The organism is Pseudomonas sp. LB3P14 (assembly GCF_054898045.1).
Window position 1 is genome coordinate 6,731,938 of the sequence record NZ_CM142714.1, and the last position, 12,554, is coordinate 6,744,491.

Annotated in this window: 13 protein-coding genes; 12 read left to right on the top strand and 1 reads right to left on the bottom strand. The window is 58.8% G+C overall.

The window, feature by feature from the left end:
- The first annotated feature begins 233 nt into the window (after positions 1 to 233).
- The 5 genes from ACYZT5_RS30895 (at position 234) to ispD (ending at position 5,316) form a co-directional block, all read left to right on the top strand.
- Complete coding sequence (locus ACYZT5_RS30895) at positions 234 to 1,865, top strand: CTP synthase (protein WP_462048690.1); 1,632 nt, start codon at positions 234 to 236, stop codon at positions 1,863 to 1,865.
- Between the two features lie 5 nt (positions 1,866 to 1,870).
- On the top strand, positions 1,871 to 2,716 hold the full coding sequence (kdsA, locus tag ACYZT5_RS30900) for a 3-deoxy-8-phosphooctulonate synthase (RefSeq protein WP_007949350.1): 846 nt from the start codon (positions 1,871 to 1,873) through the stop codon (positions 2,714 to 2,716).
- Positions 2,717 to 2,872: 156 nt separating this feature from the next.
- The gene (gene eno / locus ACYZT5_RS30905) at positions 2,873 to 4,162 is read left to right on the top strand and encodes a phosphopyruvate hydratase (protein ID WP_008154033.1); all 1,290 of its coding nucleotides are present in this window, start codon (positions 2,873 to 2,875) and stop codon (positions 4,160 to 4,162) included.
- 171 nt (positions 4,163 to 4,333) lie between these two features.
- A complete protein-coding gene (gene ftsB, locus ACYZT5_RS30910; protein WP_008028992.1) occupies positions 4,334 to 4,612 on the top strand; it encodes a cell division protein FtsB in 279 nt (92 codons plus the stop codon).
- Entirely contained in the window at positions 4,609 to 5,316 is a 708-nt protein-coding gene (ispD, locus tag ACYZT5_RS30915) for a 2-C-methyl-D-erythritol 4-phosphate cytidylyltransferase (protein WP_462048691.1), read from the top strand. The genes ftsB and ispD overlap by 4 nt, the downstream gene beginning before the upstream one ends.
- On the opposite strand, the gene ACYZT5_RS30920 is transcribed toward ispD, so the two are convergent.
- Positions 5,313 to 6,209 carry a LysR family transcriptional regulator gene (locus tag ACYZT5_RS30920; RefSeq protein ID WP_462048692.1) on the bottom strand — a complete coding sequence of 299 codons (897 nt, stop codon included), beginning with the start codon at positions 6,207 to 6,209 and terminating at the stop codon, positions 5,313 to 5,315. The two genes, ispD and ACYZT5_RS30920, sit on opposite strands and share 4 nt — an antisense overlap.
- A gap of 107 nt (positions 6,210 to 6,316) precedes the next feature.
- On the opposite strand from ACYZT5_RS30920, the gene ACYZT5_RS30925 reads away from it, so the two are divergent.
- From ACYZT5_RS30925 to ACYZT5_RS30955, 7 genes are all read left to right on the top strand, one after another.
- Positions 6,317 to 7,429, top strand: coding sequence for an S-(hydroxymethyl)glutathione dehydrogenase/class III alcohol dehydrogenase (locus tag ACYZT5_RS30925; RefSeq protein WP_462048693.1), 1,113 nt, complete (start codon positions 6,317 to 6,319; stop codon positions 7,427 to 7,429).
- Positions 7,430 to 7,437: 8 nt separating this feature from the next.
- On the top strand, positions 7,438 to 8,283 hold the full coding sequence (gene fghA / locus ACYZT5_RS30930) for an S-formylglutathione hydrolase (RefSeq protein ID WP_462048694.1): 846 nt from the start codon (positions 7,438 to 7,440) through the stop codon (positions 8,281 to 8,283).
- A 213-nt stretch (positions 8,284 to 8,496) separates the two neighbouring features.
- Positions 8,497 to 8,970: a 2-C-methyl-D-erythritol 2,4-cyclodiphosphate synthase gene (ispF, locus tag ACYZT5_RS30935; RefSeq protein ID WP_010462780.1), complete on the top strand. Its 474-nt coding sequence runs from the start codon at positions 8,497 to 8,499 to the stop codon at positions 8,968 to 8,970.
- Entirely contained in the window at positions 8,967 to 10,025 is a 1,059-nt protein-coding gene (truD, locus tag ACYZT5_RS30940) for a tRNA pseudouridine(13) synthase TruD (protein ID WP_462048695.1), read from the top strand. Before ispF ends, truD begins: the two co-directional genes overlap by 4 nt.
- Positions 10,013 to 10,762 carry a 5'/3'-nucleotidase SurE gene (gene surE / locus ACYZT5_RS30945; RefSeq protein ID WP_462048696.1) on the top strand — a complete coding sequence of 250 codons (750 nt, stop codon included), beginning with the start codon at positions 10,013 to 10,015 and terminating at the stop codon, positions 10,760 to 10,762. Before truD ends, surE begins: the two co-directional genes overlap by 13 nt.
- A gap of 41 nt (positions 10,763 to 10,803) precedes the next feature.
- Positions 10,804 to 11,439 carry a protein-L-isoaspartate(D-aspartate) O-methyltransferase gene (locus tag ACYZT5_RS30950; RefSeq protein ID WP_173860469.1) on the top strand — a complete coding sequence of 212 codons (636 nt, stop codon included), beginning with the start codon at positions 10,804 to 10,806 and terminating at the stop codon, positions 11,437 to 11,439.
- A gap of 211 nt (positions 11,440 to 11,650) precedes the next feature.
- Positions 11,651 to 12,508, top strand: a complete 858-nt coding sequence (locus ACYZT5_RS30955; protein ID WP_462048697.1) for a peptidoglycan DD-metalloendopeptidase family protein — start codon at positions 11,651 to 11,653, stop codon at positions 12,506 to 12,508.
- The last annotated feature ends 46 nt before the right edge of the window (positions 12,509 to 12,554 follow it).

The window sequence follows — 12,554 nt, forward strand, 5'->3', positions numbered from 1 at the left end:
TTCTGTGGATTCGCCTGAATTGCAGGAGTTGCCGATTACCAAGCAGTCTTTGCTGGGCGATTCCAAAAAATGTGTAGCGAGCAACGTACCGGTGTTTCATTTTCCGGTCTGTCCCAACGCGGCGGTTTTTTTGAAAGGTGCGCTGTGATTAATGCAGGTGATCGGGGGCTTCGGCCTTCCTTCGCTTTCCCCGGCGGCTCGGACCGCTTTAACGCAGACTTCTAGGGTTTTTCATGACGCGCTACATATTCGTCACGGGCGGTGTTGTTTCTTCATTGGGGAAAGGCATCGCATCGGCTTCATTGGCGGCCATCCTGGAGGCGCGGGGACTTAAGGTCACCATGCTGAAGCTGGACCCGTACATCAACGTTGACCCGGGCACCATGAGCCCGTTCCAGCACGGTGAAGTGTTCGTCACCCACGACGGCGCCGAGACCGACCTGGACCTGGGCCACTACGAGCGGTTCATCCGCACGACCATGACCCAGAACAACAACTTCACCACCGGCCGTGTCTACGAACACGTCCTGCGCAAAGAGCGCCGTGGTGATTACCTGGGCGCCACCATTCAGGTGATCCCGCACATCACCGACGAAATCAAGCGCCGGATCATCAAGGGCGCCGGCGATGCCGACGTGGCCATGGTCGAAATCGGTGGCACCGTGGGTGACATCGAATCCCAGCCGTTCCTCGAAGCGATCCGTCAACTGCGTTTCGAAGTCGGCGCCAAGCGCGCGATGCTGATGCACCTGACACTGGTGCCGTACATCGCCACTGCCGGCGAAACCAAAACCAAGCCTACTCAGCACTCGGTCAAGGAACTTCGTTCCATCGGCCTGCAACCCGACGTGCTGGTCTGCCGTTCCGATCACCCGATCGATATCTCTTCTCGTCGCAAGATCGCGCAATTCACCAACGTTGAAGAACGTGCGGTGATCGCGCTGGAAGACGCCGACACCATCTACAAGATCCCGGGCATTCTGCACTCCCAGGGCCTGGATGATTTCGTTGTCGAGCGTTTCGGCCTGCAATGTGGCGGCGCCGATCTGTCCGAGTGGGAAGCCGTGGTCGACGCCAAGCTCAACCCTGAGCATGAAGTCACCATCGCCATGGTCGGCAAGTACATGGAACTGCTGGACGCCTACAAGTCGCTGATCGAAGCGATGAGTCATGCCGGCATCAGCAACCGCACCAAGGTCAACCTGCGCTACATCGACTCCGAAGACATCGAAAACCAGGGCACCGCGCTGCTGGAAGGTGTCGACGCGATTCTGGTACCTGGCGGCTTCGGTCTGCGTGGCGTGGAAGGCAAGATCACTGCCGTTCAATACGCTCGCGAAAACAAGGTTCCCTACCTGGGCATCTGCCTGGGCATGCAAGTGGCCGTGATCGAGTTCGCTCGTAACGTGCTGGGCTGGAAAGACGCCAACTCCACCGAGTTCGATCGTGCAAGCGGTCACCCGGTCGTGGGTCTGATCACCGAGTGGGAAGATGCCACCGGCGCTGTCGAAATCCGTACCGAAGCGTCCGACCTGGGCGGCACCATGCGCCTCGGCGCTCAGGATTGCCTGCTGGAACCGGGTTCCCTGGTGCACGATTGCTACGCCAAGGACGTGATTGTCGAGCGTCACCGTCACCGCTACGAAGTGAACAACAACCTGCTGCCGCAAATCATGGAGGCCGGTCTGAAAATCTCCGGTCGTTCCGGTGATGGCGCGCTGGTTGAAGTGGTTGAAGCCCCGGATCATCCATGGTTCGTCGCTTGCCAGTTCCACCCTGAGTTCACCTCGACACCACGCGACGGTCACCCGTTGTTCAGCGGTTTCGTTAAAGCAGCTTTGGTTCAACACCAGAAGAAGGCGTAAATCCAATGGCCCAGAAGATCATCCGCGTAGGCGATATCGAGATTGCCAACGACAAGCCAATGGTGCTTTTCGGTGGCATGAACGTGCTGGAAAGCCGCGACATGGCGATGCAGGTCTGTGAAGAATACGTAAAGGTCACCGAGAAACTCGGTATCCCTTACGTGTTCAAGGCCAGCTTCGACAAGGCCAACCGTTCCTCCGTGACCTCTTACCGTGGCCCCGGCCTGGAAGAGGGCATGCGGATTTTCCAGGACATCAAGCAAGCTTTCGGCGTGCCGATCATCACCGACGTCCACGAGCCTGATCAGGCCGCGGTCGTCGCTGAAGTCTGCGATATCATCCAGCTGCCGGCCTTCTTGTCGCGCCAGACCGACCTGGTGGTCGCGATGGCCAAGACCGGTGCGGTGATCAACATCAAGAAAGCCCAGTTCCTCGCGCCTCATGAGATGAAACACATCCTGAGCAAATGCGTGGAAGCGGGTAACGATCAGTTGATCCTCTGCGAGCGCGGTTCGAGCTTCGGCTACAACAACCTGGTCGTCGACATGCTCGGCTTCGGCATCATGAAGCAGTTCGAATACCCGGTGTTCTTCGATGTGACCCACGCGCTGCAAATGCCCGGCGGTCGCTCCGATTCCGCCGGCGGTCGCCGCGCCCAGGTCACCGATCTGGCGAAGGCCGGTATGAGCCAGTCGTTGGCTGGCCTGTTCCTCGAAGCACACCCGGACCCGGACAACGCCAAATGCGACGGCCCTTGCGCCTTGCGTCTGGACAAACTGGAGCCATTCCTGGCCCAGCTCAAAGCTTTGGACGAACTGGTGAAGAGTTTTCCGACGGTAGAAACCGCGTAATCCTCATTTCTCCGGTAAAGTACCGCACGAATTAATGCTCAGGCCTTCGGGCCTGGGCCTTATCGTCCGCAAGTCTGCCCGCTGCACATCACTTGCCGGCGATACAAGATTTCCTTCAGCTGCGTCGTTTTCGTCAACTTTGGAGTGTTTACAACAATGGCAAAAATCGTCGACATCAAAGGTCGTGAAGTTCTCGACTCCCGTGGCAACCCCACCGTGGAAGCGGACGTGCTTCTCGATAACGGCATCATCGGTAGTGCTTGCGCGCCGTCCGGTGCTTCCACTGGCTCGCGTGAAGCGCTCGAGCTGCGTGATGGCGACAAGAGCCGTTACCTGGGCAAGGGCGTGCTCAAAGCCGTCGCCAACATCAACGGCCCGATCCGCGACCTGTTGAAAGGTGCAGACCCAAGCGACCAGAAAGCGCTGGATCACGCGATGATCAAGCTCGACGGTACTGAAAACAAAGGTTCCCTGGGCGCCAACGCGATCCTCGCCGTTTCCCTGGCCGCGGCCAAGGCAGCAGCACAGGACCAGGACCTGCCGCTGTACGCTCACATCGCCAACCTGAACGGCACCCCGGGTGTTTACTCGATGCCGGTTCCGATGATGAACATCATCAACGGTGGCGAGCACGCCGATAACAACGTCGACATCCAGGAATTCATGGTTCAGCCGGTTGGCGCCAAGTCTTTCTCGGAAGGTCTGCGCATGGGCACCGAGATTTTCCATCACCTGAAAGCTGTTCTGAAGGCCCGTGGCCTGAGCACTGCTGTGGGGGATGAGGGTGGTTTCGCACCTAACCTGGCTTCCAACGAAGACGCTTTGAAAGTGATCTCTGAAGCCGTGGCCAACGCCGGTTACAAGCTGGGCACCGACGTGACCCTGGCACTGGACTGCGCGGCCAGCGAATTCTACGAAGACGGTAAATACAACCTGTCCGGCGAAGGCCAGGTGTTCACCGCTGAAGGTTTCGCCGACTACCTGAAAGGTCTGACCGAGCGTTACCCGATCATCTCCATCGAAGACGGTCTGGACGAGTCCGACTGGGCTGGCTGGAAAATCCTCACCGACAAGATCGGCGAGAAGACTCAGCTGGTGGGCGACGACCTGTTTGTGACCAACACCAAGATCCTGAAAGAAGGCATCGATAAAAAGATCGCCAACTCGATCCTGATCAAGTTCAACCAGATCGGCACCCTGACCGAAACCCTGGAAGCCATCCAGATGGCCAAGGCCGCTGGTTACACCGCCGTAATCTCGCACCGTTCCGGCGAAACCGAAGATTCGACCATTGCCGACCTGGCTGTGGGCACTGCGGCTGGCCAGATCAAGACCGGTTCCCTGTGCCGTTCCGACCGCGTTTCCAAGTACAACCAACTGCTGCGTATCGAAGAGCAGTTGAATGGCAAAGCCAAGTACAACGGTCGCAGCGAATTCCGCGGCTGATTACTGGATAGTAAAAAGACACCGGATTGTGTCGGAAAAATCGCTACAGCGACGTTTTTGCCACTAATCTGATGCCTTAAGTGCACAAGCCTGGTTTTTCCAGGCTTCGTGCTATCAGAAGCTTCAAAGTTTTGGCATGGCTGTCTTTTTTCACTGGATACCTGATATTCGATGCGCAGTCCCAATTGGTTGTTCCTCGTCTTGCTCCTGCTGCTGGCTGGCCTGCAATACCGCCTGTGGGTGGGTAATGGCAGTCTGGCGCAAGTGGCCGAATTGACTCAGCAGATCGCAGATCAACACGCTGAGAACGAGGGGCTGCTTGAGCGCAATCGGGTGATGGACGCTGAAGTCAGTGAGTTGAAAAAGGGCATGGAGACCGTTGAAGAACGGGCCCGCCATGAGTTGGGCATGGTCAAGGACGGTGAAACCCTTTACCAGTTGGCTCAATGAACCCCTCGCTACCGGCCTTCTGGGCCGTGATTCCTGCCGCGGGCGTCGGTGCCCGTATGGCCGCGGACCGTCCCAAGCAATACTTGCAACTGGGCGGGCGCACTATTCTCGAACACAGCCTCGGCTGTTTCCTTGATCATCCTTCCCTGAAGGGGTTGGTGGTCAGTCTTGCTGTGGATGATCCTTACTGGCCGAATCTGGCGTGCGCTGGCGATTCGCGTATTCAACGCGTTGACGGCGGCGCCGAGCGTTCCGGGTCGGTGCTCAATGCCTTGCTGCATCTGCATGCGCTGGGTGCTGGCGACGAGGATTGGGTGTTGATCCACGATGCTGCGCGGCCCAATCTCAGCCGTGATGATCTGGACAAGTTGCTGGTTGAACTGGCTGACGACCCGGTCGGCGGACTGTTGGCGGTTCCGGCTCGCGATACCCTGAAGCGGGTCGACAAGTTCGGTCGTGTAGTTGAAACCGTGGATCGCAGTGTGATCTGGCAAGCGTACACACCGCAGATGTTTCGACTTGGCGCGTTGCATCGGGCCTTGGCGGACAGTCTGGTGGCTGATGCGGTTATCACCGATGAGGCTTCGGCCATGGAGTGGGCAGGCTTGGCGCCGCGGCTGATTGAAGGTCGATCCGACAACCTCAAGGTCACTCGCCCTGAAGACCTCGAATGGTTGCGTCAGCGTTGGTCTACCCGTCGCTAGGCTGCGTACTCCGGCCGTTTGGCCAGTCCTTCCTTCAAATAATCCACCAACTTGCGCACCTTCGGCGACAGATGCCGCTGCTGTGGATAAAGCGCCCACACGGCGGTGTTCGGCGGTTGGTGGGCTTCCAGCAGCGAAATCAATTCACCGTTTTTGAGATGCTCCAGTACGTAGTAGTCCGGCAGTTGGCACAATCCAACCCCTTGTAGCGCCGCATCCAGCACCGCTTGCCCACTGTTGCAGCGCCAGTTTCCCTGTACCCGCTGTGAAAATTCCCGCCCGTTCTGTTCCAGTTGCCAGAGGTCCGAGCTGCCGATTAGACAGTTGTGGCGGCTCAGTTCCGACAAGCTATGCGGGCGACCATACCGTTCCAGGTAGGACGGCGATGCGCACAGGTACATGCGCCGTGGCGCCAGACGTGCCGCCACCAGCCGCGAGTCTTGCAGGCGACCGAGGCGGATTGCCAGGTCCAGGCCTTCGTGCACGAGGTCGAGTTGACGATTGCTCAGTTCGATGTCGATTCGCAGTTGCGGATAGAGCCCCATGAAGCGGGTCACCAGCGGCACGATGAATCGTTCGCCATACGCCACGGCGCAGGTCATGCGCAGCATGCCTTTGGGTTCGCTGGTCAAGTCACCCACCGCTCGCAGTGCTTCTTCGCGACCATCCTGTAAACGCTGGCAATGTTGAAGAAAGGTTTGCCCGGCCTCGGTGAGGGTGACCCGGCGGGTACTGCGGTAAAGCAGGCGGGTTTGCAGCCGCTCTTCAAGGCGTACAATTTGTCGACTGATATGGGAGGACGAAACCCCAAGGCGTTCCGCGGCAGCCGTGAACTGGCTGCATTCGGCGACGGCGACGAATTCGTCGATACCTTCCCAGCGGTTTTCGGACATCGAGGATTATCCCTGTGCAGCAATAATGTTTTGCTTTTGTCCGGATTATTCACCGTGGAGCGCTGTATTACACTCCCTGTCTCGTTTTTATTCACTGGAGAATCCACATGATCAAGTCGCGCGCTGCCGTTGCCTTCGAGGCCAAGAAACCCCTCGAGATCGTTGAAGTCGATGTCGCCATGCCCAAGGCCGGTGAAGTCCTGCTGCGCGTGGTTGCCTCCGGTGTCTGCCATACCGACGCCTACACGCTGTCGGGCGCGGACCCGGAAGGCATCTTCCCGTCGATTCTCGGTCACGAAGGTGGCGCGGTGGTTGAGGCGATCGGCGAGGGCGTGACCTCCGTTGCTGTCGGCGATCATGTGATCCCGCTGTACACCCCGGAATGCCGCCAGTGCAAATTCTGTCTGTCGGGCAAAACCAACCTGTGTCAGGCCATTCGCGCGACTCAGGGTAAAGGCCTGATGCCAGATGGCACTTCGCGCTTTTCCTACAAGGGCCAACCAATTTTCCACTACATGGGTACTTCGACATTCTCCGAGTACACCGTATTGCCGGAAATCTCCGTCGCCAAGATTCCTAAAGAAGCGCCACTGGAAAAAGTCTGCCTGCTGGGCTGCGGTGTCACTACTGGCATCGGTGCAGTCCTCAATACCGCCAAAGTGAAACCAGGTGATACCGTCGCCATTTTCGGCCTCGGCGGCATCGGTCTGTCGGCAGTGATCGGTGCCGTCAAAGCCAAGGCTGCGCGGATCATTGCCATCGACATCAACCCGGCCAAGTTCGAGATCGCCAAGCAGTTGGGTGCAACTGATTGTGTGAACCCGAAAGATTTCGATCGTCCGATCCAGGAAGTCATCGTCGACATGACCGACGGCGGCGTCGACTTTTCCTTTGAGTGCATCGGCAACGTCCAATTGATGCGTGCTGCACTTGAGTGCTGCCACAAAGGTTGGGGCGAGTCGGTGATCATCGGTGTTGCCGGTGCCGGCCAGGAAATCTCCACTCGTCCATTCCAGCTGGTGACCGGTCGCGTCTGGCGCGGTTCGGCGTTCGGCGGCGTGCGTGGTCGCACCGAGTTGCCGAGCTATGTCGAAATGGCCGAAACCGGCGAAATCCCGCTGGATACTTTCATCACCCACACCATGGGCCTGGAAGATATCAACACGGCTTTCGACCTGATGCATGAAGGCAAAAGCATCCGTAGCGTCATCCATTTCTGAGGTCGGTCATGAGCCTGGAAAATATCTCCTGTCAGAAAAGCTTCGGCGGCTGGCACAAGCGCTACCGGCACCGCTCCGATGTACTCGGCTGCGACATGGTGTTTGCCGTGTACCTGCCGCCGCAAGCGGAGCAGGGCGGCAAACTGCCGGTGCTGTATTGGTTGTCCGGCCTGACCTGCACCGACGAGAACTTCATGCAAAAGGCCGGTGCGATGCGCATGGCCGCCGAGCTGGGGCTGATCATCGTTGCACCGGACACCAGCCCTCGCGGTCCCGATGTGCCGGGTGATCCGGATGGCGCCTGGGACTTCGGTCTCGGTGCCGGGTTTTATCTGAATGCCACGCAGGAACCCTGGTCCCGCCACTATCGGATGCATGACTATGTCGTGCAGGAATTGCCCACATTGGTCGAAGCCCATTTCCCTGCGTCGGACAAGCGCGGCATCAGCGGTCACTCCATGGGTGGCCACGGTGCGTTGGTCTGCGCGTTGCGTAATCCGGGGCGTTATCAGTCGGTGTCGGCGTTCTCGCCGATCAACAATCCGATGGATTGCCCTTGGGGTCAGAAGGCCTTTTCCCGCTACTTGGGTGAAGATCGATCGAAATGGCGCGAGTGGGATGCCTGTGCCTTGATCGCCGAGGCAAACGAGAAGCTGCCGTTGCTGGTCGACCAAGGTGATCGCGACGATTTCCTGGCCACCCAGCTCAAGCCTGAAGCCTTGCAACAGGCCGCCAAATTGGCAGGTCATCCGCTGACGTTGCGCTTGCAACCCGGCTACGACCACAGCTATTTCTTCATCGCCAGCTTCATCGACGACCACTTGCAGCATCACGGGCGCGCTCTAAGCGCGTAGGGTCTGTTGACGTTCGGTCACGGCCGCGTTGCGCGCCAAGTTGCGCGATGCTGCGTTGGGGGATTTGCCAAGGGAACAACCATTGGCGGCATCCCCCGCCTTGCCTCGCACAACTTGGCACTGCAACGCGGCTCGCCACCAAACGTCAACAGACCCTAATGTCCGACAAAGCAGGTAGAATCACGCCCTGACAAAAATCGGGGCGTTTTTTTTATGCGTATTGGCCACGGCTATGATGTGCACCGTTTCGCTGAAGGCGATTTCATTACTCTGGGCGGCGTGCGGATTGCACACGGCTTCGGGCTGCTCGCTCATTCCGACGGTGACGTCCTGCTGCACGCCTTGAGCGATGCCTTGCTCGGCGCCGCTGCGTTGGGTGATATCGGCAAACATTTCCCGGACACCGACCCCACATTCAAGGGCGCCGACAGTCGCGTGCTGTTGCGTCACGTCGTCGCACTGATCCACGCCAAGGGCTGGAAGGTCGGCAACGTCGATAACACCATCGTCGCCCAGGCCCCGAAAATGGCCCCACATATCGAATCGATGCGCGCGCTGATTGCCGCGGATCTTCAAGTTGAGTTGGATCAAGTGAACGTGAAAGCTACCACCACCGAAAAGCTCGGCTTTGTCGGTCGCGAAGAAGGCATTGCCGTGCACTCCGTTGCCTTGTTGCTGCGCGCATGAACGAACTGCAACTGCTTGGCCCGCGGGCCTATGGTGACGCTCTCGGCACCGCGGTGTTGAAAGCCACGGCGGAAGATTTTCAGGTCGATGAAGTCCTTAATATTCCCCTCAGTGGCGATGGCGAGCACCTGTGGATCTGGGTGGAAAAGCGCGGTCTGAATACCGAAGAAGCGGCACGGCGGATCGCCAAGGCGGCAGGCGTGCCATTGCGCACCGTCAGTTACGCGGGCCTCAAGGATCGTCAGGCGCTGACTCGCCAGTGGTTCAGCGTGCAGCTGCCGGGCAAGGCCGATCCTGACCTGTCGGCGGCGGAAAACGATACGCTGAAAATCCTCAAGACCGGCCGGCACAAACGCAAGCTGCAACGCGGTGCTCACTCGGCCAATGGCTTCACGTTGCGACTGACGCAATTCGCTGGTGACAAAGCGGCGATCGAGGAGCGTCTGCAACTGATCGCCAAGCAAGGTATTCCCAATTATTTCGGCGCTCAGCGTTTTGGGTTTGACGGCGGTAACGTGGTCGATGCCCGTGCGTGGGCTGCTCGCAAGGCCTTGCCGGAACAACGCAACGTGCGTTCGCGGTTGCTCTCCACCGCGCGCAGTTTTCTATTCAATCAGGTGTTGGCGGCGCGCGTCGCTGATGGCACCTGGCAGCGTGCCCAGGTCGGTGATCTGCTGGCCTTTACCGACAGCCGCAGCTTCTTTCCGGCAGGTGTTGCCGAGTGCAGCGACCCGCGTCTGGCGATTCTCGATCTGCACCCGACCGGTCCGCAGTGGGGCGAAGGTGACTCGCCGGCGACTGGCGTTGTCCATGAACTGGAGCAGGCAATCGCCACTCGCGAAGCGGACTTGCGTGATTGGTTGATTAACGCCGGTATGAGCCACGAACGTCGCATCCTGCGGCTGCCCATTGGTGGGTTGACGTGGCATTATCCCGAGCCTGACATTCTGCAACTGGAATTCGTCCTCCCGGCCGGATGCTTCGCCACCGTATTGGTGCGCGAGCTCGTTGATCTGGTGCCGGTGGGGCAGACGGACAGCCCATGCGTATTCTGATTTCTAACGACGATGGGGTAACCGCACCCGGTCTCGCCGCGCTTTATGCTGCGCTGGCGGATTACACCGAGTGCGTGGTTATTGCCCCGGACCAGGACAAAAGCGGCGCCAGCAGCTCGCTGACGCTCGACCGTCCGTTACACCCGCAAACCCTGGCCAATGGCTTTATCAGCCTCAATGGCACACCGACCGATTGCGTGCACCTGGGCCTCAACGGCTTGCTGGAGCACGAGCCGGACATGGTGGTTTCGGGCATCAACCTGGGCGCCAACCTGGGTGACGACGTGTTGTATTCCGGCACCGTGGCGGCGGCCCTTGAGGGGCGTTTCCTGACGCGTCCCTCGTTTGCATTTTCGTTGGTCTCACGGCAAGTGGAGAACCTTCCCACGGCCGCGTACTTTGCGCGCAAACTGGTAGAAGCTCACGCGGACCTTGAACTGCCACCGCGTACGGTACTGAACGTGAACATTCCCAATTTGCCGCTGGACCACATCCGCGGTATTCAGCTGACCCGCCTCGGGCATCGCGCACGTGCTGCAGCGCCGATGAAAGTGGTCGATCCGCGCGGTAAATCCGGTTACTGGATTGCGGCGGCGGGGGATGCCGAAGACGGCGGCCCGGGTACCGATTTTCATGCGGTGATGCAAGGCTATGTTTCAATCACACCACTGCAACTGGATCGCACCTTTAATGATGCCTTCAGAAGTCTCGATGGCTGGCTGGAGGGGCTGAAATAATGGCTCGTGAACAAGACGATATTCTGCGTCGCGGCATCGGGATGACCTCTCAGCGGACCCGCGAACGCCTTATTCAGCGCCTGTATGAGGAGGGGATTTCCAACGCCAAGGTGCTGGAAGTCATCCGCCGTACACCGCGCCACCTGTTCGTCGACGAGGCGCTGGCCCATCGCGCTTACGAAGATACTGCACTGCCAATCGGGAATAACCAGACCATCTCGCAGCCTTATATGGTGGCTCGCATGAGCGAGTTGCTGCTGGAGGCAGGTCCTCTCGACAAGGTGATGGAAATCGGCACCGGCTCGGGCTACCAGACGGCGGTGCTGTCGCAACTGGTCGAGCGGGTATTTTCCGTCGAGCGCATCAAGGTTCTGCAGGATCGGGCCAAGGAACGCCTGGTGGAACTGAACCTGCGCAACGTGGTGTTCCGCTGGGGCGATGGTTGGGAAGGCTGGCCGGCTCTGGCGCCGTACAACGGTATTATCGTGACCGCGGTGGCGACCGATGTACCTCAGGCGCTGCTCGATCAACTAGCGCCGGGAGGACGGCTGGTGATCCCGGTCGGGTCGGGTGAGGTTCAACAATTGATGCTGATCATCCGGGAAGAGCAGGGCTTTTCCAGGCGTGTTCTGGGGGCTGTTCGCTTCGTCCCATTACTCAATGGGCCACTCGCCTGAGCATTTGTTTCAGCGTGCTGAATTCTCTTCGATTGCTCCTGTCTTACAGCGGCATCGATAAGTTAAACGGGATTCATCGTCAGGCAGCAAACGTGTGCGCGAAGCCCTTTCGCTTCATTAAAGGTAAAGCCTGCACGGCCCGTTATACTTGCGACATTTCATGCCGGAACACGGCAATCCACATTTTCAGCCACCACAAAGGGAGCGGCGGGTGAGTCTCACAGTCATTGCGCAGCGAATGGGTAAAACGAGCTTTCAGCGCCTGGTGACTGGCCTTGTCTTGAGCACCTTGCTGGTCGGTTGCTCCAGCAACAAGTCGAGTGATGTACGCGTCGTCGATCGCAACAACGCCGTCGCGCAGCGTCCGGCAGTGACCACGGGTCAATACGTCGTCCGACCTAAAGACACCTTGTTCTCCATCGCCTTTCGCTACGGCTGGGACTACAAGGCCCTCGCGGCACGCAACAACATTCCTACGCCTTACACGATCCATCCGGGTCAGACGATTCGCTTTGACGGTCGCACTGGTTCAACGCCGACGCCGGTGGTCAGCTCCACGGATTCAACGCCTTCTTCGTCGCTGAAAACCACGGTTATCCGGCGCCAGGCGAATGGCGCAACCACGAGCACAGCAGTGGTTGCACCGTCTGTCGCGAACAAGCCGGCACTCGCTCCATTGCCTCCGGCAGGCCCGGCCCCGACCGGCTGGGGATGGCCATCTAATGGCATTCTGATTGGCAAATTCTCTTCAAACGGCAGTTTGAATAAAGGAATTGATATCGCCGGGGATTTGGGACAGCCTGTTTTAGCTGCGTCTGATGGGACGGTGGTATACGCCGGGAGTGGCTTAAGGGGCTACGGCGAATTAGTCATCATCAAACACAGCGATACCTACGTCAGTGCCTACGGACATAACCGCAGGCTGTTGGTTCGGGAGGGGCAGCAGGTCAAGGTCGGACAGACAATTGCCGAAATGGGGTCAACGGGTACAGACCGGGTGAAACTGCATTTTGAGATTCGCCGACAAGGTAAACCAGTAGATCCGCTGCAATTCCTGCCGCGTCGTTGATCGCTTTCCAGCCTGTTCCGTCGCGTAGAGGGAACAGGCTCCAGCG

Excerpts from the sequence above, each read along its gene's own strand:
- ftsB (WP_008028992.1), top strand. The coding sequence starts at position 4,334 with ATGCGCAGTCCCAATTGGTTGTTCCTCGTCTTGCTCCTGCTGCTGGCT.
- fghA (WP_462048694.1), top strand. The coding sequence starts at position 7,438 with ATGAGCCTGGAAAATATCTCCTGTCAGAAAAGCTTCGGCGGCTGGCAC.
- ACYZT5_RS30895 (WP_462048690.1), top strand. The coding sequence starts at position 234 with ATGACGCGCTACATATTCGTCACGGGCGGTGTTGTTTCTTCATTGGGG.
- truD (WP_462048695.1), top strand. The coding sequence starts at position 8,967 with ATGAACGAACTGCAACTGCTTGGCCCGCGGGCCTATGGTGACGCTCTC.
- ACYZT5_RS30950 (WP_173860469.1), top strand. The coding sequence starts at position 10,804 with ATGACCTCTCAGCGGACCCGCGAACGCCTTATTCAGCGCCTGTATGAG.
- ACYZT5_RS30920 (WP_462048692.1), bottom strand. The coding sequence starts at position 6,209 with ATGTCCGAAAACCGCTGGGAAGGTATCGACGAATTCGTCGCCGTCGCC.
- eno (WP_008154033.1), top strand. The coding sequence starts at position 2,873 with ATGGCAAAAATCGTCGACATCAAAGGTCGTGAAGTTCTCGACTCCCGT.
- ispF (WP_010462780.1), top strand. The coding sequence starts at position 8,497 with ATGCGTATTGGCCACGGCTATGATGTGCACCGTTTCGCTGAAGGCGAT.
- surE (WP_462048696.1), top strand. The coding sequence starts at position 10,013 with ATGCGTATTCTGATTTCTAACGACGATGGGGTAACCGCACCCGGTCTC.
- kdsA (WP_007949350.1), top strand. The coding sequence starts at position 1,871 with ATGGCCCAGAAGATCATCCGCGTAGGCGATATCGAGATTGCCAACGAC.
- ispD (WP_462048691.1), top strand. The coding sequence starts at position 4,609 with ATGAACCCCTCGCTACCGGCCTTCTGGGCCGTGATTCCTGCCGCGGGC.
- ACYZT5_RS30925 (WP_462048693.1), top strand. The coding sequence starts at position 6,317 with ATGATCAAGTCGCGCGCTGCCGTTGCCTTCGAGGCCAAGAAACCCCTC.